Annotated in this window: 15 protein-coding genes; 4 read left to right on the top strand and 11 right to left on the bottom strand. The window is 52.2% G+C overall.

What is annotated here, in order from left to right:
- Nucleotides 1-55 precede the first annotated feature (55 nt).
- Entirely contained in the window at nt 56-1,558 is a 1,503-nt protein-coding gene (locus K0H80_RS11300; RefSeq protein WP_220071635.1) for a methyl-accepting chemotaxis protein, read from the bottom strand.
- 392 nt (nt 1,559-1,950) lie between these two features.
- Between K0H80_RS11300 and pheS the strand changes: the two genes are divergently transcribed.
- The 4 genes from pheS (at nt 1,951) to lpxM (ending at nt 6,694) form a co-directional block, all read left to right on the top strand.
- Nucleotides 1,951-2,934, top strand: coding sequence for a phenylalanine--tRNA ligase subunit alpha (gene pheS / locus K0H80_RS11295; protein ID WP_041407220.1), 984 nt, complete (start codon nt 1,951-1,953; stop codon nt 2,932-2,934).
- A gap of 15 nt (nt 2,935-2,949) precedes the next feature.
- Nucleotides 2,950-5,337 carry a phenylalanine--tRNA ligase subunit beta gene (gene pheT / locus K0H80_RS11290; protein WP_220071634.1) on the top strand — a complete coding sequence of 796 codons (2,388 nt, stop codon included), beginning with the start codon at nt 2,950-2,952 and terminating at the stop codon, nt 5,335-5,337.
- Between the two features lie 4 nt (nt 5,338-5,341).
- A complete protein-coding gene (gene ihfA, locus K0H80_RS11285) occupies nt 5,342-5,638 on the top strand; it encodes an integration host factor subunit alpha (protein WP_011866012.1) in 297 nt (98 codons plus the stop codon).
- Nucleotides 5,639-5,758: 120 nt separating this feature from the next.
- A complete protein-coding gene (gene lpxM, locus K0H80_RS11280; protein ID WP_220071633.1) occupies nt 5,759-6,694 on the top strand; it encodes a lauroyl-Kdo(2)-lipid IV(A) myristoyltransferase in 936 nt (311 codons plus the stop codon).
- Between the two features lie 117 nt (nt 6,695-6,811).
- On the opposite strand, the gene K0H80_RS11275 is transcribed toward lpxM, so the two are convergent.
- The 10 genes from K0H80_RS11275 to hisIE all read right to left on the bottom strand — a co-directional run bounded on the left by K0H80_RS11275 (nt 6,812) and on the right by hisIE (nt 24,695).
- The gene (locus K0H80_RS11275) at nt 6,812-8,974 is read right to left on the bottom strand and encodes a M3 family metallopeptidase (protein ID WP_220071632.1); all 2,163 of its coding nucleotides are present in this window, start codon (nt 8,972-8,974) and stop codon (nt 6,812-6,814) included.
- Between the two features lie 827 nt (nt 8,975-9,801).
- Nucleotides 9,802-10,908, bottom strand: coding sequence for a phosphoribosylaminoimidazolesuccinocarboxamide synthase (locus K0H80_RS11270; RefSeq protein WP_220071631.1), 1,107 nt, complete (start codon nt 10,906-10,908; stop codon nt 9,802-9,804).
- A 282-nt stretch (nt 10,909-11,190) separates the two neighbouring features.
- Complete coding sequence (locus tag K0H80_RS11265; RefSeq protein ID WP_220071630.1) at nt 11,191-12,351, bottom strand: proprotein convertase P-domain-containing protein; 1,161 nt, start codon at nt 12,349-12,351, stop codon at nt 11,191-11,193.
- Between the two features lie 81 nt (nt 12,352-12,432).
- Nucleotides 12,433-15,909 (bottom strand): S8 family serine peptidase, encoded by a 3,477-nt coding sequence (locus tag K0H80_RS11260; protein ID WP_220071629.1) that lies wholly within the window; start codon nt 15,907-15,909, stop codon nt 12,433-12,435.
- 387 nt (nt 15,910-16,296) lie between these two features.
- Nucleotides 16,297-16,419, bottom strand: a complete 123-nt coding sequence (locus tag K0H80_RS19790; protein WP_220071628.1) for a pentapeptide repeat-containing protein — start codon at nt 16,417-16,419, stop codon at nt 16,297-16,299.
- Between the two features lie 287 nt (nt 16,420-16,706).
- A complete protein-coding gene (locus tag K0H80_RS11250; RefSeq protein ID WP_220071627.1) occupies nt 16,707-18,524 on the bottom strand; it encodes a S8 family serine peptidase in 1,818 nt (605 codons plus the stop codon).
- Nucleotides 18,525-19,034: 510 nt separating this feature from the next.
- Nucleotides 19,035-21,317 (bottom strand): tetratricopeptide repeat protein, encoded by a 2,283-nt coding sequence (locus K0H80_RS11245; protein ID WP_220071626.1) that lies wholly within the window; start codon nt 21,315-21,317, stop codon nt 19,035-19,037.
- A 6-nt stretch (nt 21,318-21,323) separates the two neighbouring features.
- On the bottom strand, nt 21,324-22,064 hold the full coding sequence (locus K0H80_RS11240) for a response regulator (RefSeq protein WP_220071625.1): 741 nt from the start codon (nt 22,062-22,064) through the stop codon (nt 21,324-21,326).
- Nucleotides 22,065-22,509: 445 nt separating this feature from the next.
- The gene (locus tag K0H80_RS11235) at nt 22,510-23,559 is read right to left on the bottom strand and encodes a GGDEF domain-containing protein (RefSeq protein WP_220071624.1); all 1,050 of its coding nucleotides are present in this window, start codon (nt 23,557-23,559) and stop codon (nt 22,510-22,512) included.
- A 515-nt stretch (nt 23,560-24,074) separates the two neighbouring features.
- A complete protein-coding gene (gene hisIE / locus K0H80_RS11230) occupies nt 24,075-24,695 on the bottom strand; it encodes a bifunctional phosphoribosyl-AMP cyclohydrolase/phosphoribosyl-ATP diphosphatase HisIE (protein ID WP_220071623.1) in 621 nt (206 codons plus the stop codon).
- Nucleotides 24,696-24,713: the final 18 nt, after the last annotated feature.

The following is a 24,713-nucleotide window of genomic DNA, read 5'->3' as shown; positions in this document are numbered from 1 at the left end:
GTTGCCTCCCTAAGCCGTTAAAGTGACTAGCTTTTAGTGACTAGAGCATTGGTGACTAGACTTTCAGTCCAACCAATAGCTGATCCAACTGCTCGGCGGTGGCGTGCAGCTCGTCGCAGCCTGAGACAGACTGGTTGGCAGACTGCTCCACATCGTGCGATTGGTTGCGGATCTCCATCAGGTTGGTGGCGATCTCGTTGGCGACCGCCGATTGTTCCTCGGCCGAGGTGGCGATCAGCACGCTCATCTCATACACCCGCTCGCTGTGGTGGGCGATGGCCTTGAGATCCTCACCGGTTTCCAGCACATGCTGCTTGCCGTCCTGGGCCTTCTCGACCGTGCGTTTCATCACCTGAGTGAGTGCGTGAGAGCCTGTCTGCAATGCCTCGATCATCGACTTGATCTCAACCGTGGCGGCCTGGGTGCGTCCGGCCAGGGTTCTGACCTCATCGGCGACCACGGCAAAGCCGCGACCCTGTTCACCGGCGCGGGCCGCTTCGATGGCGGCGTTAAGCGCCAGTAGGTTGGTCTGCTCTGAGATGGCGTTGATGGTGGTGACCACCTCGTCGATTTTGGCGGCATTGTCGTTCAGGGTATTCACCGCCGTCGAGGCGTCGCCAATCTCGTTGGCAAGATCGCCAATGGCTTCAACCGTGATGGCGATATCTTTCGAGCCCGCCTCAACCTGTTGGTTGGCCTCTTGGGTCTCGTTAGATGATTGCTCGGCGTTGCGGGCCACCTCTTTCACCGCGGCGGTCATCTCCTCCATAGCCGTGGCCAGTGAATCCAGATGCTGACGCTGTTCGGCGGCCAGAGTTTGTCCCTCCTGGGCCGTCTGCCTGAAGGCCTGCACTACGGTGCGGATCTGGCTGCTGGCCTGAGTCATGCGGCTCACCAGCTGATGCTGACGCTCGACGAGTGTGTCTATGCTCACCGCCAGGATGCTGAACTCATCTTTCACCTCAAAGAAGTTCAGTCGTCCGGTGAGATCGCCATCGGCCGCGCGTTTAAGTGCCATCACGTTGGTGTAGAGGGCGCCGCCGACGAAGGTGGAGATATAGTAGCTGCTTAGCAGGATAACAAAGATAAGCGCCACCAGGCTGATGATGACCACGCTCTGAGCAGAGCTCAGTACCTGGTCGAGATCTGTCACCTCTGTTTTGGCTACCAGGTTGGCGCTTGAGGCGCGGCTATGGGCTGTCAGGCTGTCCCCCTGCATTAAGGTGCCACCACCGGCCTGTACCAGGCGGCTCGCCTTGGCGTTGAGGGACGATGGGTTATCGGCAAAGCCGGCACTGACCAGTTCCTGCTTAAAGCTCGCCGCCTTGTCATTTGGCACGTACTTAAGGCTCAGGTCGATAAGCTCCACCATCTTCTGGGCATCTGCCAAGGCACTCTGTTGGTGACTCTGCTTAATCTGGCTATTGAACTGCCCATAGAGGATATAGGAAAGCCCCATTAGGGTGATGATGGGGATGATGGCCAGAATGGTAAATTTGGTTTTCAGGGTCATATGGATAAGATACTGATCTATCCATCGAAACTTTACTTCTCTCATAGCTTTTCTCTGCCGCCTGGGGATGATCTCGTTATCGGATCGCAAAGTGATTACTTAACGAGAATTTTGCCCCAGGGCGTTTGTTTGTTGTTTATTTGTACTGGGATTTTATCGTTATTGTTAAATAAGGTACGGCTCAAGTGTACATGCTTGCTGAGATCGCGGCGAATCAAAATTACATTTTGGGATGGCTTTTTAGCCTATCTGAGTTTGATGCTTAGCCAGCTTGGCCTTTTCTCACGGATTTCGTTAGAAAAATACCAAATAAGCCCTAGTCAAACGTCTTATGGTCACGTAAAATTTGTCTCTTTTTCTATTTTCGTAAAGATTAAATAGTCAGCATATAGAAAGTCTTGGCTCTCAGCGTGAGGGCGGGCGTACTGGAAGAGATGATGTCAGAGTTAACAGAAATCGTAGAACAGGCCTTACAGGCAATCGAAGGGACAGATGATCTGAAAGCCCTCGATGACCTTCGTGTCGATTACCTGGGTAAGAAGGGTAAGATCACCGACATGATGAAGATGATGGGTAAGCTGAGTCCAGAGGAGAAGCCGGCCTTCGGTCAGGCGGTCAACCAGGCGAAGCAAGCGGTACAGCAAAAGCTGTCTGAGCGTATCGAAGGCTTAAAGGCTCAGGAGCTCGAAGCTAAGCTGAGCGCCGAAAGTATCGACGTGACCCTACCTGGACGTCGCATCGACAATGGTGGCCTGCATCCTGTGACCCGTACCATCGAACGTATCGAAACCTTCTTTGGTGAGCTGGGATTCAGCGTAAAGCAGGGGCCAGAGATCGAGGACGATTTCCATAACTTCGATGCGCTCAACATTTCTGAGCATCATCCGGCACGTGCCGATCACGATACCTTCTACTTTAATCCTAAGCTGATGCTGCGTACCCAAACCTCGGGCGTGCAGATCCGCACCATGGAAACGGAAAAGCCGCCGCTGCGTATCATCTCTCCGGGCCGCGTTTACCGTAACGACTATGACCAGACTCATACGCCTATGTTCCATCAGGTAGAAGGTCTGTTTGTCGATGAAAATGTTAACTTCGCGGAGTTGAAAGGGATCTTGCATGATTTCCTGCGTAACTTCTTCGAAGAAGATCTACAAGTACGCTTCCGCCCCTCTTACTTCCCATTTACAGAGCCTTCGGCCGAAGTTGACGTAATGGGTAAAAACGGCAAGTGGTTAGAAGTCTTGGGTTGCGGCATGGTTCACCCGAATGTGCTACGCAGCGTTGGCATCGACCCCGAGAAGTACCAAGGTTTCGCCTTTGGTATGGGGGTAGAGCGTCTCTCTATGTTGCGTTATGGGGTTAATGACCTGCGTTCTTTCTTCGAAAACGACCTACGTTTTCTTAAGCAATTCAAATAACGGAGCGAGTAAATAATGAAATTCAGTGAGTCTTGGCTTCGTGAGTGGGTCAATCCAAATATTTGCCGTGACGATTTGTCACATCAGATCACCATGGCGGGCCTGGAAGTCGACGGTGTCGATCCGGTAGCCGGTGATTTTTCAGGCGTGATCGTGGGTGAGGTGGTCGAGTGTGGCCAGCACCCAGACGCCGACAAGCTACGTGTCACTAAGATTAATGTTGGTCAGGATGAGTTGATCGATATCGTCTGCGGTGCGCCAAACTGCCGTCTGGGACTGAAAGTGGCCGTGGCTATGGTGGGCGCGGTATTGCCGGGCGACTTTAAGATCAAGAAGGCCAAGCTACGCGGTCAGCCATCATTTGGCATGCTCTGCTCCTATGGCGAGCTGGGTATCGACATCGAGAGCGATGGCATTATCGAGCTGCCGCTCGATGCGCCTATCGGTCAGGACGTACGTGAGTATCTGGACCTTAATGATGCGGTGATCGATGTCGATCTGACCGCTAACCGCGCCGACTGTCTCGGCATGGTGGGTCTGGCCCGCGAAGTGGGCGTGCTTAACCGTCAAGCGGTTGTTGCCCCGACATGGGAAGCGGTCACCCCTAGCATCGAAGATGCTATCGAGATCGATAATCAGGCCCCTAGCGCCTGCCCACGCTACCTGGGTCGTGTGGTGAAAAACGTTAACGTTAAGGCGCAGTCGCCACTCTGGATGCAGGAAAAACTGCGTCGCAGCGGCATTCGCTCTATCGATCCTATCGTCGACATCACCAACTATGTGTTGATCGAGTTCGGGCAGCCGATGCACGCCTTCGATTTGGCGAAAATCGACGGCAAGATCCAGATCCGTCTGGGTGATGGTGAAGAGAAGCTGACTCTGCTCGATGGCAACGAAATTACCGTACCAAACGATACCCTGGTTATCGCCGATAACAGCCAACCTCTGGCCCTGGCCGGTGTGTTCGGTGGTGAGTACTCGGGTGTGACCGGTGAGACCCAAGATATCCTGCTGGAGTGCGCCTTCTTCGCGCCGCTGGCGATCATGGGTAAATCACGTCGTCTTGGCCTGCACACAGACTCGTCACACCGCTTCGAGCGTGGCGTTGACCCTGAGCTGCAACATAAGGTGATAGACCGTGCTACGCGCCTGGTACTAGAGATCTGTGGCGGCGAAGCCGGCCCTGTGGTTGAGTCTAAGGCCGACGAGCATCTGCCTCAGCCTGCCAACATACTGCTGCGTCGCAGCAAGCTAGATCGCGTGCTCGGCCATCATATTGCAGATGCCGATGTCACCGAGATCCTTGAACGTCTTGGCTTTGGCGTGTCACGTGTGGATGACAACTGGCAGGTCGTTACTGCGACTTACCGTTTCGATATGGCGATCGAAGAAGATCTCATCGAAGAGGTTGCCCGCATCTATGGCTACAACAACATTCCGAATGTTGCGCCTGTAGCGGCCCTGAGCATGCCTCTGCACAATGAGTCAGATATCGACCTTAAGCGCGTGCGCGCCATGATGGTGGCCCGTGGCTTCCAGGAAGCCGTGACCTACAGCTTCGTCGATCCTAAGCTGCAGCAGTTGGTACATCCGGGCGTAGATGCCATGGTGTTGCCAAACCCTATCTCGGTTGAGATGTCGGCCATGCGTTTGTCTATGTTCACCGGTCTGTTGACTGCTGTGGGCTACAACCAGAGCCGCCAGCAAAACCGTGTTCGCCTGTTTGAAACCGGTCTGCGTTTCGTGCCAGATGCCAAGGCCGAATCGGGTGTGCGTCAGCAGGCTATGCTAGGTGCCGTCATTGCCGGTAACCAAAATGACGAACATTGGTCGATGGAATCAAAAACTGTAGACTTTTTCGACCTTAAGGGCGATCTCGAAGCCATTATCGGCTTGACAGTTTCAGAGGATGAATTTACTTTTAAAAAAGCATCTCATCCGGCGCTTCATCCGGGGCAATGTGCTGAAATCTTAAGAAATGATCGTGTGATTGGTGTCATTGGTGCCGTCCATCCGAGCCTGGAAAAGCCTTTCGGCTTAAATGGTAAAACCATCGTATTCGAGCTCGAATTAGACGCCTTATTGCACGCAAGTTTGCCGCAAGCCCAGACTGTGTCTAAGTTTCCAGCAAACCGACGTGACATTGCCATCCTGGTTGATGAAGATGTCTCGGCAGGAAATGTTGTAAATTTGATAAGAAAAGTTGGCGAAAATCAGTTGGTTGGCTTAAACTTGTTCGATGTATACCAAGGTAAAGGTGTTGAACCAGGTAAAAAGAGTCTGGCGATTGCACTTACACTACAAGACAACGCTCGTACACTTGAAGAGAAAGAAATTGCTGAAATGGTAGAAAAGGTAGTTTCTGAACTCAAGACCGAGTTCAACGCACTGTTGAGGGATTAAAAGTATGGCACTTACCAAAGCCGAAATGGCAGAACATCTTTTTGAAACGCTTGGCATTAACAAGCGAGTTGCGAAAGAGATGGTTGAGGCATTTTTCGAAGAAATTCGTCAAGCCCTCGAGAACGGTGAGCAGGTCAAGTTATCTGGCTTTGGCAACTTTGACCTAAGGGACAAAAATCAAAGACCGGGTCGCAACCCTAAAACAGGCGAGGATATCCCGATTTCTGCTCGCCGCGTGGTGACTTTCCGTCCAGGGCAGAAACTTAAGAGTCGTGTTGAAGAGGCTAACGCCGGTAAATAATCCGACTTAATACATAGAGAAGGCCACTCCTTGAGTGGCTTTTTCTGTTTCTTCTGAACTGGTTATCTGTTGTTTCAGCCTGTGTGGTCACAGGCGCTGGATGAGTAAGAGGTTGTACTCTTGTCTAGAAAACCTAAGTATTTCGATCGCCGCTTTCGCGCCGAGTTATTACATCCTAAGCATTGGCCGACCTGGTTTGCCATAGGGCTGTTGGTGTTTTTCGGCCTTATGCCCGCCTGGCTAAGGGATCCGATAGCGCGCCTGCTCGCGCGTCTGGTGAAGAAGATCGCCAAGAAGCCCCTCAGGGTGGCCAGGGCAAACCTAGAGACCTGTTTTCCGGATAAATCGAAGGGAGAGATCGACAAGCTACTCGATGAGAATATTGAGAATTTCGTGTTGATCCTGTTGGCCCAGTCTGAGCTGCTACTGCGCTCAGATGCTAATCTGCGTCGCCGGGTCCAGCTTGAAGGCTTCGAGCATGTGCAGCGTGCCCGTGATGCAGGTCAGCCGGTGATCTTCATCATGCCCCATGTATGGGGCATAGAATACGCCGGGCTCAGGTTGAACCTGGAGCTGCCCATGGTGACCATGGCCAAGGCCCATCGTAACAAGCTGTTTGACTGGTTCAATAACCGCATGCGCAGCTCCAAGGGCGGCAACGTCTATATGCGCGAGGCGGGTATACGTGCGCTCCTGTCAGAGCTGAAAAACGATAACAGTTTCTTCTATCTACCAGACGAAGACCTAGGCCCAGAGAAGAGCGTCTTCGCGCCATTTCTTGGCACTGTTAAGGCCACTCTGCCTGTGGTGGGGCGTCTGGCCTCGGCGGGCAACGCTCAGGTGATGCCGGTGAAGATTGGCTATGATCAGCAAAAGCGTCAGTACCTGCTGACGGTACTGCCGCCCATCTCACCCGAGGAGATGCAGGGCAAGGAGAATGAGGCCTTAGCATTAAACCGCGCGGTGGAGCAGGTGATAAACGCCTATCCAGAGCAATATATGTGGTTCCTCAAACTCCTGCGTACTCGTCCGCCGGGCGAAGCCTCTATCTACTAGCTTTTAAAGTAAGCTCTTGAAAGTTTGCGTTAGAGTTAGGGAAAAGATTGCACTGAAGCAGATAGCGATAAAAAAAGCGGCTCAATGAGCCGCTTTTTTAATGCCTGAAATCCAGACTTATTCCGTCAGGCCTCTGTGCTTTAACAGGGCATCCACGGTTGGCTTTCTGCCGGTGAACTTGATGTAGTCCTGCATCAAATCTTCACTGTTACCCTTAGACAGCACGTTGTCGCGGAACTTGTTACCGTTCTCCAGTGACAGGCCGCCGTTGTGGCTCATGAAGTCGAAGGCGTCTGCCGCAAAGACCTCGGTCCATAGGTAGGCGTAGTAGCCCGCTGAATAGCCGCCGGCGAATGCATGGCTAAAGTAGGTTGACTTGTAGCGTGGCGGGATAGGCGCAAAGTCGATGCCGTGTTTCGCCAGTGCCTGCTGCTCAAACTTAGCCACGTCGTCGATCTTGGCATCGACACCAATTGAGTGCCACTCCATGTCCAGGATTGCCGCCGCTAGATACTCTGTAGTATCGAAGCCTTGTCCAAACTTACTCGCCGCCAATACCTTCTTCAGCAGCTCGGCAGGGATAGGCTCGCCGGTCTGATAGTGCTTGGCGTAGTTGGCCAAAACTTCAGGATCGATAGACCAGTCTTCGTTGGCCTGTGATGGGAATTCGACGAAGTCTCTCGGTGTCGCCGTACCTGCCACACTTGGATATTTCACCTGAGAGAAGAGACCATGTACGGCGTGACCGAACTCGTGGAACATGGTGCTGACTTCATCATAGGTCATTAGGGTTGGGCCTGAGGCTGGCTTTGGAATGTTCAGCGCGTTATAGACCACAGGCTTAGTGCCCAGCAGGCCGCTCTGAGTCACAAACTCATCCATCCAGGCGCCGCCGTTCTTACCTTCTCTGGCGTAAGGATCCAGATAGAAGATACCGACTGAGCTCTTGTCTTTGTTAAAGATCTCATAGGCCAGCACATCTGGGTTCCAGACAGGCAGATCTTTGCGCGGCTTGACCGTGATGCCGTAGAGTTTTTCCATGGCGAAGAAGAGGCCGTCGTTGAGGACGCGGTTAAACTCGAAGTAAGGCGTAACCTGACTCTGATCCAGGTCGTACTTGGCCTTACGAACCTTCTCGCTGTAATAGGCCCAGTCCCATGGTGCCAGTTCGAAGTCTTGACCCGATGCCTTAATCTGCGCCTGTATGTCCGCCGCCTCTAGCTTGGCCTTGGCCACAGCTTTAGGGGCTAGGTCATCTAAGATCTCATACACGGCCGTCGGCGTCTTGGCCATCTGATCGGCTACAGTGTAGGCTGCCCAAGAGTCATAGCCAAGTAGCGCCGCCTTTTCAGCGTGCAGGTGTGACTGCTTGACGATATTCGGGCCGTTAAGCGCCATGGCGCGGTTTGCCGAGGTCTTCCACACTTTCTCTCTTAGCTCGCGATTGTTCAGGCTGGAAAGAATTGGTTGACGGGTGGTGTTCACAAGAGTGATCAGGTATCCCTCTTTGCCGGCATCTTTTGCGGCCTGGGCGAGGGTAGCGATTTCGGCGTCAGATAGGCCGTCGAGCTCCGCTTTGTCTTTAACTATGATCACTTCGTTTTTAAATGAATCGAGAACGTTCTTAGAAAATTCTGTGGTTAGGCTGGCGAGCTGACCGTTGAGATCGCGCATCTTCTCTTTATCTGCGTCAGATAGCTTGGCACCGGCGCGCTCGAATGCCAGGTAGTAATACTCGACTAAGTGTTTATCTTCGGCGCTCAGGCTGTCGCGGCTCTTGTAGACGCTCTCGACGCGGTCAAACAGCTCAGGGTTAAGGAAGATGTTGTCCCAGTGCGCAGACAGCTTAGGTGCTAGCTCGGCTTCCAGGGTTTGTACCTGGCTGTTAGAGTTAACGCTGGCCAGGTTAAAGAAGGTCTTGGCCACGCGGGTAAGCAGGCTGCCAGACTTTTCCATGGCAACTATGGTGTTGTCAAAATCTGCGGCTGCCTGGTTGTCGATGATCGCCTGGATCTCTTTATCATGCTCTATGATCCCTTGGGTGAAGGCGGGGGCATAATCGTCGAAGGTGATCTTATCAAACTCAGGCGCCTGATACTGTAACACGCTCTTCTTGAGCAGTACGTTGCTGGCATTGATTTGACCTTCACTCGCCTGTACGGCAGGCTTCGCCGCTTCGCTACTTGCTACTTCTGTATTGCTTGCTTCCTGGCTTGCTGGTGTACAGCCAGTGAGATATAGACCGGCTAAGATAGCCGTGGTGAGGATAGACTTGCGCATGGGTTCTCCCTGTTGCTGGCGCCCAATCGTTTTTTTATTGCCTAACAGGCATGGGGGCGCTAAAGATGTGATTGCCGCCATACCTTATCAAGCGGGGCAGGGGCGCGGCAAATCAAAAGTTTAAGATTGGATTAATAAAGTTGTGAGAAAATGTTAAGGCCATCCTTTTAACTGGGTTCTGAACTGTGGTTTCAGTTGCCAGATCCCGTCTTGTCTGTCTCTCGTTAGTTAATGTTTATTTCATTGCCTTAGCTTTATGAAGTTGCGGCGAGCGGTGCTTTAGAGACGAGTTGCAGCTTTTATCACCACCGAATACCCAGGCCTGAGTGGATTGAGGCTTGTATATCATCCTGATTTTAATGGTTATTGTGTGTTAATCATTTAAATGGATGTGCTGGCGCTATTTGAGCTAAGCCATGCCGGCCGACCGCGTATGAGGTTTCCCACTCTGAGGTAAGTTGCCATCTTGGTCATGTTTGGCCAAAGCGAATCATTGGCGCAGATTAAGCGAATTTTTAGTCGCCGTTCGATGGCGCGCCTATCTGCTTTAGCAGATTAATTTTCTTTCATCATCGTCTTATGAGCGAGCTGTGGCAGGTTTTAGCGCCATTGCTGGCGGCTTTTAGGGCTCAAGCTCAAGCATGATAAAACCACTTCTGGGTGACTTTCCAATAAAAAGGCCCAATCGAATCTCAGGTGAAACGCAGATAAACACGCATAAAAAGGCCAGCGTCTGTTGAACGCTGGCCTTCGTTTTCTAGTCTGCCCTGATTATCTCATCTTGCCCTGGCAAATTATGCCAGTTGAGCATCAGGAGCTTAGCGCCATTAGGCTTGGATCAGCTGATACTCATCGCGCAGGATATCGATGATCTCCTGACGAGGATTCTCGCTCAGGTGTAGCTTATGACCTATGATGGTCTCGGCGATGCCTACGTAGGTGTTAGAGATATCCATCATCACCTCGGTTGGCAGCTTGTTGTCGCGCGCCAGGGCGAAACGCTCAGGCATACGCTCCTTGTTGAGCAGAATATCGGGATCTGGGAAGTGGTTTAGCAGCCACTGTCTGAAGCCTTCTTTCGACTTCTCGACGATTTGGCCGTTACGACGGGCTTCACCGTCCCAGATACGTGATGAGTCAGGGGTGCCGACTTCATCCATATAGATCAGCTTTTCCTGACCACTGGCATCTTTCACGTAACCAAATTCAAACTTGGTGTCGACGAAGATCTGATCTTGCTCGGCCAGGGCCTCGCTGATCACCGCAAAGCCCTCTTTAAGCAGCTTCTCGTAAAGGTCGATATCGCCCTTGCTGTGGAAGTTGAAGCCTTCAAGGTGACGCTCCAGATCCGCACGTGAGACGTTAACATCATCGGCTTCGGGGACGCCCTCAAGACCTGTCAGTACACCTTTGGTCGATGGGGTGATCAGCACCTCTTCCAGCTTCTGATCCTTCTCCAGTCCCTCGGGTAGTGTGATACCACAGAAGTCGCGCTCGCCCTTGCTGTAGGCACGCCACATAGAACCTGTGATGTACTGTCTGGCGATCGCTTCGACCATCACTGGCTGCGCCTTCTGCACGATCCACACGAAAGGATGTGGAACATCCAGAATATGGCTGTCTGCTAAGCCTTTCTCTTTAAATAGCTTGAACCAATGGTTAGAGATAGCATTAAGCGCCGCCCCTTTGCCAGGGACGCCGTTGAGGCCGTTTTCGCCTTGCCAGATGCAGTCGAAGGCAGAGATACGGTCACTGATCACCATGATCGCCAGCGGCGTGTCAGCGGGAACGTCATAACCTTTCTGCTCGATCAGGCGCGCACTGTCTTCGGCGGTTAACCAATAAACACTGCGGACTTTACCTGAATGTACCGGCTTGTCGGTGCGGATGGGCAGATCATCGTTAACGGCTAGAACTTTATTAGATTGATTCATAGGGTACTATTTTTATATGTAATGTTAGAGGAGGAAATTACGGCGAAATTGTAGCAGAACTGCTATGGGACAACAGCTTTTTTGCTTTAATTCTTTTGCGAAAACAGAGTGTTCTCATTGGCAGAAGGTGAATGCAAGATGCACGATAAAATAGGCGTTTTCTCGCGCGAAATGGCGGCTTTTTAGGCGAGTATGCTTGGATGTTGCTCTGCCGTGATTCAGTACGTATCTGGCTCATGTCATTGCATGGATTATGGACTTTGGTCTACGGAGGACTAAGGACTAAGGACTAGCACTTATCTCTTGTGGCTGAGCAGCCGAGTAACCCGAGATGAGGAGTTGCCAGCCCCTTAGCGTGCCTACATCGCCTGCTGCCAGGTCACTCACCTTGAGGGTCCAGTCGCCTCTTATCGCCTCGTGATTGAAGGCCTGGGTACGATAATCTCGATACTGACTGTCTTTTCCAGCATGGCTTTCGCTCACCAACTGATAGCTTGTGCCCATGGGGGAGGTAAGGGTCATGCTAAGATCCCTGTGCCAGGTGTGGGCGATATTGACCAAGATGCGCACGCCAAAGGCGGCAAGTTCATCTTCGACGGCGATGCGACTCACTGTTCCCTCAGGAGTATTGTCTATGATGGGATGCCAGGTGAAGTTGGCCTGCTTTATCTCGCGTATGTCGCCGGGAAGCAGGCTGAGATTGACACTTTGCTGCTTGACCCAATTGCCGCCGTCAGCCGAGGCGGTCACGGTAAACATGTAGTCGCCCCATCGGGCGTCACTATTTGATGGCACCAAGAGGCTGAATGTGTCGCCAGGATGAATCCTTTCCTTAGTAAGCCTGGCGCCGGGAAGCGAGGAGGCCAGGCTCAGGCATATCTGTCCCCCTAATTTCTCGCTAGCCAAACTCGTTCCTGTAAGGCTAGTGTCTATAAGCGCTCTCTGTTCAAGTGCTCTGTCTTCAGGTGCTTTGTCTACAAGAGTTCTGTCTTCAAGTGTCGAGAAGTGATAAATCGCAGTCTCACCGGCAGCTTTGCTTAAGCGTTTCTCTTTTACCGACAGCACGAAACCGGGCGTCAATTCCGTAGGCTTGTCCTCTGGAGTGGCTGAAGCCTCCTTTTGAACGCTCGCTATCGGCGTCTTGCTTTTTGTGTTCGTTTCGCTGATCCGTTTGGGTTTTATCTCTACCGAGCCGATAGTTGCCTTGTGCTGGGCGTTAAACTTTTCAAGCGTTTCCCTGTCCTCGGCAACCATATTGAGCAGTGGGTCGTCATAGCGGCTCTGGTAGGCGCGAAATTCGCTCGAGCCATGGGTGAAGGGCGTTAGCATAAATAGCAGGAGTATCGCGAATAGGGAGAGTCGGTTGTTGTTCACCGCTTGTGCCTCGGGTGTCTGCCCGGCCTGGATATAGGTCAATCCAGCGGCGGAGTGATTGCTTTTCATAACGTTAGATAGCGTTAGCTAAAATTAGATATAGATAGAAAAAAAGGAAGGCTCTTGGCAGAGCCTTCCCTGGGTTACAACTTACTTGTTTCTACCTTTAGTCTTAGGAGTAGCCACAATGGTTTCCTCTAAAGAACAGGTGCTTGTGCCAGTTTCACATACTTGGTAAGTGAAGCTAGTAGCGTTAGAGCTGAAGCGATCTGTGTAGCTTGTTTTTCTTACACCAGAGCTTACTAGGGCACCGTCGCGGTATACATCGAAGTTTACCTTATTCTTCGAAGTCCAAGACAAGCTTGCTACCACACGGCTACCATCACTGCTTGCGCTGCCTTCTAGTACGATAGATGGCTCAGTTACAGTTACTTCTTTAGTGACTGAGTGCTCGGCGCCATCATCATCGCTAACGGTCAGGGTGACAGTGTAGATGCCTGCGGCGTCATAGCTGTGGCCTGGGTTTGCCAGCGTTGAGCTAGCACCGTCGCCGAAGTCCCAAGACCAGCTGCTTATCGCGCCGTCGCTGTCGCCTGAAAGGTCGCTAAAATGCACCGCTAAGAAGTTAGCCGCGAAGCTGAAGTCAGCCACTGGGGCTTCGTTAGCAGGCGCATCTAGCACGGTAAAGCTTACCTGTGCCTGGTCGAATGCGTCTTCAGAGTCGTGAGCTACTGCTGTCACTATGTGGTCGCCTGCGACGAGTGAGCTAGTCGTGAATAAACCACCGGTACCAATCTTACCGCCGAAGTTTGAGTACCAGTCGATACGTGAACTGATGTTACCTTCTTCTGCGTCGATTGCAGTACCTGTGAAGGTGATGCTGTCGCCTAGGTTGAAGCTAGTACCACCCATAGGTGCATTGATAGTCATCACAGGCGCAGTGTTTTCAGCAGGAGGCGGAAGTACCGCATCGCCGTTTGAAACCGAGATGCTCCAGTTGTTCAGTACGCCATTCATGATGTAGCTAGAGGTATCTTCTACAAACAGACGCCATGTACCCATGCTCGACTCACCTGCGAACTCAACCGGGTTGAAGGTCTTAACCAGGTCTTTGTTCCAGAACTGACGCCAAGTCACCAGTTTAACCAGGGTGCCAGACGGAGACTGTAGCCACACGTTCAGGTATTGAACCGATTCGAACGAGATATCGACATTGACTTCGATTGCATCGATAGCAACGCCGGTAGGCAGGTCGATTTCAGTAAATACCTTGCCGCCCATCTCAGGCATAGCAATAGCCGTGTTATTAGCACCGCTTACTGTAGTGTTAGCATCGGCAACAGATAGCTCAACAGTTTCTGTGCTTGCCTGGCCTGCTGAATCAGTAGAGGTCGCAGTGATCACGTGGTCGCCTACTGACAGGTTAGACTTAGTGAAGGTTGCGCCGTTACCGATAACGCCGTCGATGCTTGAGGTCCAAACGATGCCAGACGTCAGGTCGCCGTCTTCGGTGTCGTTTGAGCTTGCGCTGAAGCTGACGGTTTCACCGGTCAGGTACGCGCCTTGGTTAGCAGGTGTCGCTATCTGTACGTTTGGTACGAAGTCCGTGCCTGCCGATGGCGCGCCAGTCAGTTTTAGCGACCAGCTGTTGATAGCACCCGTGTCGCCCGCAACTTCGTCAACAACTTTCAGTGTCCACTCACCCAATGCGTTGTCCAGCTCGTATTCGGTAGGAATAAAGTTGCCAACAAGGCCAGTACCATTGCCGCCCGCACGGTCGTGCAGAATGACTTCTTCGCCGGCTGGTGAAATGACAGACACAAGCATGTCAGGTGCCCAGGCGTGGGTGATGTCAACAAATATTTCAACCTGAGTCAGCGTCATGTCGTATGGAACATTGATGCTGCTGGTTGCAGGGAATGAAGGATCGTTATCGCTGATAGGCACGACTTGGTTGCTGGTCAACATAGTAGAAACAGTACCTTGAGGCCATACTTTCAGCTCCAGGTTGATGTTCTTAGACACGGCTCCGTCAGTGGCGTTGACCGTCATGTTGTACGTACCTGGCGCAGTTTGCTCGGTCGTATTGATAGTCATAGTGTTAGTGGTGTCGCCCGCAACCGGGTTTTGTGCAAATACCACTTCTGCGTTGAGCTCAGGCACGCTGCTCAGACTCATAGTCGCTGTGCCGTTGAAACCGCCCGCAGCCACCAGATCGATAGCATAAGCTTGGCTGTCGCCTTGGTTGACGGTCGATTTAGTTGGTGTTGCTTCCATGAAGAAAGAAGGACCCGCTCCGCCTGAATCGATCAGGGCGTTGGCAAGGTTCAGGCGCTTACCTGAGATGGTTTTACCTTGCAATGCTGTAAGCGCATCACCAGTATTCATGAGTACACTTTTTAGCTGAGACGTGGTCAGGTTAGGGTTACCTGCTAGGATCAGGGCTGCGGCGCCGGCTACGTGCGGTGTCGCCATAGAGGTACCGCTGAAAGTGTCGTAGCTGTTGTTAGGCGTCGTTGACAGGATGAATGAACCCGGTGCAGCCAGGTGAACCAGTTGATCGCCGTAGTTAGAGAAACCAGACAGGTTGTCGGCGCTATCGGTAGAGGCTACCGCCACTACGTTAGGCACATCGTAACCGGCAGGGTAGAAACCACCGTTGTCTATGTCTGCAGAATCGTTACCCGCAGCCGCAACGAAGAGGATGTCGGCATTGTTGGCCGCCGAGATGGCATCCTTTAGGGTTTGGGTGAAGCCACCGCCCCCCCAGCTGTTGTTCAGCACGCGGACGTTGTTGCCGGCGTTTTTAAGACCGATCATATAGTCGATACATTGAACGCCATCGGCTAGGGTACCGCCGCCTGTGCCGAGGAAGCTACAGCCGACCATGTTGGTTTGCCAGTTTACCCCGACAACACCCAGGGCGTTGTTACCTTTGGCACCGATAGTGCCAGATACGTGAGTGCCGTGAGCACCTGTATCAGACGGGTTACCGTTATCTAGGATAGCTGAGATACCGTGGATATCATCAATGTAGCCGTTGCCGTCGTCATCGATACCGTTGCCCGCGATCTCATTTGGGTTGGTCCAGATGTTGTCAGCTAGATCTGGGTGGTTGAAGTCGAAGCCGGTGTCGATAACACCAACAACAACAGAAGAATCACCGATCACATAGTCCCAGGCAGTTTCAGCTTGGATCTTCTGCATGCCGTAAAGGCTTGCATATGAAGTATCGTTGGGCACTGCAGTGGTGTGTACTATGTAGTTAGGTTCTGCGTATTCAACTAGAGGGTGGTTTTTCAGGCTGTTGAGGACGGCCTCTACCTGGCGACCCTGGCCCAGATCCAGCACGGCCAGGCGACCATTGGCGATGTTACGCAGGCGGTCATCCACGCCGTCGTTGTTCTTATCTTTGAAAGAGACGCCCAGGTTACGGGTTAGCGCCTTACGATCTTTCTTAGTGACTTTCTGCTTGAACTTGACCAGTACGCTTTGGTTATCGTACTGCGGCATTGCCTTCAGCGGCGCCTTGGTTACGGCCAGTGCTACAGGGCTCAAACCAGTTAAGAGTGAGGCACCTAATAGTGTTGTGAGCAGCTTGGAAGATGATTTCTTGGGTGTAGTCATCAACTGTTCTCCTGTTGTTATAAAATTTATAAGTACTCAGTGTTGTCGCACCCAGTTACTTGATGAGGTCTTCAATAGGGCTATATCACATACAAATGTATTCGATATGTATACATTTATATACCTCGATTTGGTTTTGATCAACATTTGTTTATCAAAAATGTCACAAATTAGTCTTAAATGTGAATTTATGTATATAGGTTTTTGTGTGTTAATCTGACTGAGTGGTCGCAATGGACTGATATTTATAAATAAATAGCATTTTATTGGAGATAGACGCGATGGAGAAGGGGAGTGCTCTGTAAATAGTGTGGAAGTGGTGAAGCAGTGTATGAGTTGGGGAAATGTACTGGGATCGACGAATCCCTAGACGACAAACACTGGGATTCAACTAATGTTGCTTAATCGGGCACTGTTTAATCGAGCCCTATCTAGCCGAGATTTGTCTAGTTGAGCTTTGTCTAATCTCGCCCTGTCGAATTGAGATATGTCTAATTGAGCTCTGTCCAATCAAGAATAAGGGCAGAGATCAAATGAGATGATCTCCGCCCTTCAATTTACTTACGCATAAGGCGCTCGTGTCTAACGAGTTTGTGCTCAATCAGCTTGTGCTTTACGAGCCTTTTCTTAGCGAGCCTTTTCTTAGCGAGCTTTTTCTTAGAGAGACAGTGCCCAATGAGCTCACGCTTGATGAGCTATTGCTCAATGGCTAGCGTCAGCCGCTATAGCACTCATCTCTCAGGCTATCAGCACCTTACCAAATCGCCTTGATTAGCTGCAGCGACAAATCTCAGTGACTAGAAGTTGACGCTTTGGGTCTCGGTACAGATCTGGGTATTTTCCTCACAGGCCTTGTAGCTGAAGTTGCCGCTTGCCTTGCGACCAAAGCTATCGGTATAGAGGGTGTTTGCCGCTACCGTGGCGATGAGCTGCTCGTTACGGTAGATGTCAACCTTAGGGCTAGATGCCGCGACCGTCGTCAGGTTAATCCTGTGTTTGCCTCGCGCGTATTCATACTCGGCGTTTAGGCTAAAGCTGCCCGGCGTGCCGCCTTGACCGTTACAGCCACTGCTTTGCAGATAGTCATAAGCGGCCTTGGCCTTGACTATGCCATAGCCAAAATACTCATCGTGTCCAGGTATGCCCTGATCTTCGGCGGTCGCCTTAAGTGCTTGACGGATCTCGCTACCAGTACACTCTGGGAAGTTTGACCACACCAGTGCCGCAACGCCCGACACGGCAGGGGTCGCCATCGAGGTACCGCTCATATAGCCATAATCACCACTCGCGATAGACACAGATGCCTGAGTCGCTGCCATTAAGGCTGTGCGGTCACTGAGCGCCGCACCCACGGCGGGAATCTGAGTGCTGTTGGCGTCACCCAGCGTGCCATATAGCATGCCGTCGACGTTATTGACAATGATGGCGCCGATACCGCCAGAGGCCTCACAGTTGGCGACCTTGTCATGGAAGGAGATGTTGCCGCGATCGATAACGCAGACACTGCCCTGTGCTCGGGTGTCTAAGGTTTCGGCCGTGCCCATGAAATAGGTGCCGCCACTGGCGCTGCCGATATTTTCCATGGCCGAGGCCTCGAAGAAAACATCATTCGCCGACATGGCGGCTATGGTGGCCATTTTGGCGGGATAGGTCGACAGCGTTTGTACGCCGCCAGCGGTGACTTCTACGCAGGTCGTTTCATCTTGGGTTGCATGTTTGCCTCGGCCACTGCTACAGCTAGGAAATTGCGAGAAACTGGCGATATTATTATCGGCGTCGTTAGCGCCAACCATCATGACGGCGGGGTAGGCGGCCGGGTAGGAGCGGGCGTTGTTACCATCGTTGCCCGCGGCGGCGACCACCAGGCCACCTGCCTGGGTAAAGGCTTCGAAGGCGTTAGATTCGATGCTGTTCGCACCGCCACCACCCAGGCTCATGCTGATGATGTTGGCGCCCGCCTGGCTACAAAGGTCGGTGGCATGAGCCAGATCAGAAGAGTAGGCCCAGCCGCTGGCGGTAAAGACCTTGATGATATGCATATCGACCCCAGGTGCCATACCAACGACACCTATGCCGTTGTCGGCCGCGCCTATGGTTCCGGCAACGTGGGTACCGTGAGGTCCGCCGTTGACATCCCAATCGCCTGTGCCTGAATCGTTATCGCCTGTGATGGCTCCCCAGTTAAAGTCAGGGTTGCTTCTATCCAGGCCCGAGTCGATCACGCACACCTTAATGCCGGCGCCCGGCACGAAATCAACTTGATCTGCCTGAGACTGATAGATGGCATAGGGGGTGAGTTGGCTCAACATAGGGTCGCCTGCATCATCCTGATAGAGTGACTGCAGGGTACGGCGTTGGTCTTCCTCGACCAGCTTCACATGGGGATTGTTTAACAGGCCTTTGACCTGGGCGAGATCTTGGGCGTTAAAGCTGGCGGCGAAGAAGCCATCACCGTCGAGTTCGATTGTCGCGCCCGACTTGACTGCCAGGGCCTTCACTATGCCCTTGTGTTGATTATCGACTTGAACCACATAGCGGTTGTCTGCTGCCTGACTCGAGGCGGCGATGCCCAGTGTGATTAGGGAGATCATGCCTGCTAGTTTACTGATTTTCATCTTATATGCTCCACGATTTCCTGTTGCATTGGCTGCTTGCATATCCTGCTATACCGCTGCCGGCTCAGGTGCCTCGTTGTTATTGTGTGTGGTAGGGATGAGCTAGGCTCATGGCGCCGCTCCCCTTGCTGAGGGGGATTTCTCTGCAAGATTTACAGCTTTAAATATACATTTATATGCAAAAATATTCATTTGATCAAATATATTTAACAAATAATAAACATTTTTTAGGGTGGTTTAGTAGATTAGGCGGAAAATGTTGGGATGCAACCGGATGAACTCTCGTCGCTTGGGGGTGAAAAGTTGGCTTATCAGCAGGGAGATTAGCAGGGGCATTAGAAGAGGAAGGGGGATGAGCAGCGAACTGGCACTAGCAGCGGATCGGTTTTATAGACCTGTTTCTACAGGCTTTACCGACTTTCTGTTTCTGGCTTATCTGTTTTCAGGGGCTTTGCTTGTGGCAGCTTGGTGAGCGGCCGCTTGATGTTCCGTTGCCTTATGTTCTACCGCTTAGTGTTCAGCTGGCTTGGTTGAAGAATTTTTGTTATCAGACTCTCTGTTAACTAAAGGGCAGGCGAGCGACAACTTAGCGCCGCCGAGCTTGGACGAGGAGATGGTGAGGGCGCCACCATGGGCTTCGCATATCTTCTTGGCCAGCGCGAGACCCAGGCCGATACCGCCCGAATCCCGACAACGGCTTTGATCGAGCCTGACGAAGGGCTCAAATACCCTTTCTCTCTGCTCCGTGGGGATCCCTGGGCCATCATCTTCGATGATGACCAGGATACGGGACTTTTCTTGCTTGAGGCTAATGAGTACCTGAGAGCGGGCGAAGCGCGCCGCGTTGCGCAGTATATTGGAAAATGCCCGCGCAATCTGGGTGCTATCGGCCTTAACTAGACAAGTTTCGCTTGGGTTAACCTCCAGCTTAAAGGCCTTATCGGGATAGAGGACACTATTAGCGTCCATCAACTCACCCAGCAGCTTATTGAGGTTAACCTGTGAGAGGTGCAACGGCCTGGATTTACTCTCTATCTGAATGAAATCCAGCGCCTCTTTGATCAGCTTCTCCAGCTCACTCAGGCCTTTGTTGATGGTGTCGATGAGGCGAGTGGGTTTGTCCTGCTCAAACTGTTCTTCCAGCATGTCGAAGGCCAGCTGAACCCGGGCAAGCGGGGATCTAAACTCGTGGGCAACGGCTTGAATTAATTCACGTTGAGATTGAATGTTCTGATTGAGCGAGGCGTTGATCTTGCGCTGGTGATGACGATTCACCAGCAGGAGCAGGATGATAAACAAGACGCTCAGACCACCTAGCCATACGTTGCGCTGATAAGTATGTTGCGCCAGTTGGGTCTTCTGCAGCGCCTGATCGGCCTGCAGCAACTTTATCTGCTGTTCCTGCTGCTCGGCCTCGAAGTGGCTGAGGAGAAAGGCCATTCTCTGGTCGCTCTCAGAGTTAAACATCTCATCGTTCACCTGCTTAAAGGCTTCCAGACTCGCCAGTGCCTGTTCGGCCTGCCCGAGATGTTTGTAAAGCTGATAGCGAAACTCGTGTGCGTCGCGCACGATACGCTTATCTTGCAGCTGCTGGGAGCTGTTTAACGCCGCCGCACTCAAGGTGAGGGCGCGTTCACTGTTGCCGCGTAGCTTCTCCACCTTGGCGAGGGTCAGCAGGCCATAGGCGCTGAGGGAGACGATGCCGAGCTTATTGGCCTGATCTAAGCCCGTGGTGATCTGCTTGAAGGCCTGTTCGGGATCATCGAGTTCGATATAGGCATTGGCGAGATCTATGTTGATCCTGGCCTCGAGCGCCGTATCTGGGATCGCCTTGGCCAGGGACAGAGCCTCTTGGTACTGCAACAGCGCCGATTCCAATTGATGCTCGTGCAGATGGACCATGCCTAGGTTGCCGTGGATCTCGGCGATGCCCTGTTGATCCTTGAGGGATTCGTAATAGCCCAGAGAGCGTTGCAGGTAAGAGAGGGCCTGTTCGCTGTCCTTCAGATAGAAATAGGTGAGGCCGATATTACCCAGGATCTGCGCCAGGCCAGGCAGATCGTTCAGCTCCTCGCGAATCTTCCTCGACTGCAGTTGATAGTCCAGCGCCAGGCTATAGTTGCCGCTGGTGCCATACATGTTGGCGATGTTATTGAGGGAGACGGCTATGCTCTTCTCATCACCCACCTCTTTTTGAATGTTGAAGGCGCGGATGAAATAGTCGAGCGCCTTCTCAGGTTGGCCCAGGGTCTGGTAGATGATCGCCATATAGTTGGTTGTGCTGGCGATTCCCCTGAGATTCTTCTCCTGCTTGGCTATCTCCTGCGCCTGTTCGAAGGTCTTGAGGGCGGTCTGATAGTCCGCCTTGCGCCAATAGATGATCCCCTGCATGGTCTGTGCGGTAAAGAGTCCATGTGGGTCATTGCTTGCCTTGGCCAGTTGTTTGGCTTGGTCGGTGCGCAGCTGGGCATTTTCATACTGACTCAGGGAGACATATATCCAGGCCATGTTGTTCAGCACTGTGACTTTACGGATATCGTCGGGGATCTTGGAGAAGAGGGTCAGCGCCTGTTCACCATAGGCCAGGCTCTTGAGGGGGTCGTTGTCGCGATAATGTTTGACCAGCGCGGTGAGCAGCTCTCCCTGCTGGTTTTCCGGTAGCGTCGTCAGCTGCGCCTCTCGCTCTGTGATGTCGGCCCTTGCCTCGGGAGGATCCATACGTGCGGCGATACCGACCAGGCTTAGGCTGATCAGTATCGCGAGCAGTAGTAAGGCAATGGGCTTTTTTCGCATCTAGAGTCAGTCTCCGACAAACAGATAACCCTTGCCGTGGATCGTCTTGATGCGGGTGGCGTGGCTGGGATCGTCGCCAAGCTTGCGGCGAATGCGTGACACCCTGAGATCTATGGTCCTGTGGGAACTCTCGTATCCCAGGTCGCTGAAGTAATCAGAGATAGAGTCTCTGTCGCAGATCTCGCCGGGTCGGCTGGCCAGCAACCACAGCAACTCAAATTCGGCAGTGGTGAGTTCGATATCCTGTCCATGTTGTTGGATACGTTGATATTTCTTATCTATGCTGAGGCCGTCAAATTCGATGAGGCTTTCGTTATTGCTGTGAAGCTTACTGAGCTTCTCGGTGACAGGTGGCTCAGGCTTACGTCTCAGTAGGGCCCGGACTCTGGCGAGCAACACCCGGGAGCGCACGGGTTTGGCCAGGTAGTCGTCGGCGCCTGTCTCCAGGCCGGCAACTTCGTCGATATCGTTGTTAAGGGCGGTCAGCATCAGGATAGGGCCGTTGTAGCTACCCTCGATCCCCGTATGGCCATGACGCACCGCGCGGCAGATGGACAAGCCGTCCATGTCGGGCAGCATCACATCTAAGATAACCAACATAGGTTGCTCGGCAATGATGCGCTCGACGGCCTTGGCACCGTTATGTTCTATCTCGGTTTTATAGCCGTTCATTTCGAGAAAATCGGCGACCAGATTTGCCAGATCGGCATCGTCATCGACAATCAGTATCCAGTTATTATCCTTCACGATATCCCTCTGAAGTGTTGCAATACTGTAAAAGGTTTATTGCCAGTTATTATATATCACTTTTGTATTCTAATGTATGTTTATGTATATAAAACTTGTTGTGAAAGCAATAGTTAGCGCAAAATCGGTCCAACTTAGTGGCAAACAAGCTTATTTTCCAGTCTCTTTTTGACGTTTATTTTCGAAGCTTAATTTCGAAGCTTAATTTCGAAGAGTGGCTAGAAACTATAGCAAGCGACATAAGCTAGCAGCATAAGTTAGTGACATAAGTTAACTGCGTAATGGAAGGGTTAGAAGCTGAGGGGAGATAAAAAAGTTTAAGGCTTCCCTGCCTTAAACATGAAACCTAGCACTTAGCACTTAGCACTTAGCACTTAGCACTTAGCACTTAGCACTTAGCACTCAGAACGAGATAAGGCTGTAGTAGGGGGGTTAGAAGTTTTGCTTAAAGAGCGGCTTTCCTTAGATCAAGACTCTGCCTGGACAATGGCTTAGATGAAACCATAGCGATTCGAGGGATCTTGGTGGGGTCTAATTGCAGCTCATCCGGGATAGGCAGCTGGTCACTCCCCATGTAACTAAACCAGGTATTGCGCGAACTCGTCTTGGCTTGGTATAGCGCTATATCGGCAAGATGAACCACCTGCTCCCAGCTTATCCTGTCCGCCTGGGCTGTGGAGAAGGGGTAGGGCGCGGCGCCGACCGAGGCGGTGATCTTTATGGTGCGCTTAGCGTCGAGTTCGATCTCCATCGACTCGATGGCGTGACGGACTTTTTCCGCGAGCTGGTTTATCTCTTGGCGATCGATAAAGCGTGCTACCACCAGAAACTCCTCACCGCCCCAGCGCACCACATAATCATAGTTGCGAAACAGTGTAGTCAGTCGCTGACCCACCTGGCTCAGGACGCGATCGCCGGCCAGATGACCATAGGTGTCATTAATGGGCTTAAAGTGATCGATATCTATGATGAGCGCCAGCAGGTCGGCTTTGCTCGGCGTGCCTTCACCCCTTAGCTGCGTGGCGTCATAGCTGCGGTCGACCCGATTCAGGTCTTGGGCAATCATCTCTTCGATGAAGCGGCGATTCTTAAGGCCGGTCAGGGGGTCTCTGTGACTCATCTCCTGCAGGCGCAGGTTTTCAAGTTGCAGCGCCTGAGTGCGTTCATCGATCGCTTGCTCCAGTCGTGTTCTGGACAGGGTACTGGCCTGTCTGTAGACCCGCTGCATCACCAAGGCGATGGCAATGAGCGGCGCAAGATAGTGAAGCAGCAGATTCGGATAATGGGCTTTGAGCTTGCCCAGCCATGAGGAGGCAATGCCGGCCTGGCGGCTTGGGTCGTACGGCGGTGATGCTGAGGCCTTGGAGTTTTGGGAAAGGCCTACGGAAGCCATGTTAGATTGCGCCGGGGCATACCGGAATGGTTTACCGCTCAGCTCAAGTCTAGGGCTTGCGGTGGCGACCATGCTATAGGGGGCGGCCAACGTACTAGACATGAGGGCGTGAGATGTGAGTGCATAAGGCATGATCATAGGCTGAGCCTGGCTAGCACTCGCCGCGACTTGGCTAGAGACTAGTAGCATTAAGCTACAGGCAAAGCATGTAGTTGTTTTGAGTGTGAGCTGTCGAAAACGCCTAGCCATAACCGGATACCTCTTGTTTGAACGCTAACATCAGTGGGCATTTCATCGGTGAATTTGTAATGAATTTGTTGCTAATAAGTCCGTTTGTTACACTGTGTATTCTTTTGTATATGAATGTATATTATTCAGCAAGGTGGATTTTTGCAATAGCGGTGTGGATTTTTGCGCCAGGGAAGTGGATTTTTGCGATAGCGTAGCGGATTTTAGAGATAGCGTAGTGGATTTTAGAGATAGTGGCTTAAGTCACCCAGAGGAGTAAGAAAAGGGGGATAGCGTGGGGATGGGCATAAACCGTCATGGCAAGATATAGAGCTGGGCGCCGGCTTCTCCCGGACGCCCTTAATTGTATGGCTAATGCTAGCCTTGGCCTATTTGCTGGCGGCGCTGTGACGCGCCAGCAGGTTGGCGGTGATATCCTTCAGGCTAAGGTCTTGATCTTCAAGCAGCACCAGCAGGTGATAGATGAGATCTGAGGCCTCGTTGATCAGCTCCTCCTTGTCATGGGTGGCGGCTGCGAGGGCGGTCTCCAGTCCCTCTTCGCCGACCTTTTGGGCGATCCGTTTGGTGCCGCGCTCGAACAGGTGCGCCGTGTAGCTGCTCTTGGCATCTTGTCCCCTGCGCGAGGCGATGAGATTTGCCAGATTGTCGATAAAGGGATGTGCCTCGCCGTCGGGCCAACAGCTTTCTCGTTCCAGGTGACAGGTGGGGCCATTGGGGATCACCTGCACCAGCAGGCTGTCGTTGTCACAGTCGCTGTCGATGGCAATCAGATCTAGGGTGTTGCCCGAGGTTTCGCCCTTGGTCCACAGGCGCTGCTTGCTGCGACTGAAGAAGGTGACCTTGCCGCTTGCCAGGGTCTGGGCCAGCGCGTCTTGGTTCATATAGCCCAGCATCAACACCTTGCCCGTGAGGTGGTTCTGGACCACGGCGGGCAGCAACCCCTGCTGTTTGTCCCAATCTAAGTTGTTAAAATCTTCTAGGTTTTTCATCTTTATTCCTTGAACAAA

This window comes from Shewanella aegiceratis (assembly GCF_019457495.1).
Taxonomy (GTDB): domain Bacteria; phylum Pseudomonadota; class Gammaproteobacteria; order Enterobacterales; family Shewanellaceae; genus Shewanella; species Shewanella loihica.
This window is presented reverse-complemented; position numbering and strand designations above follow the sequence as displayed.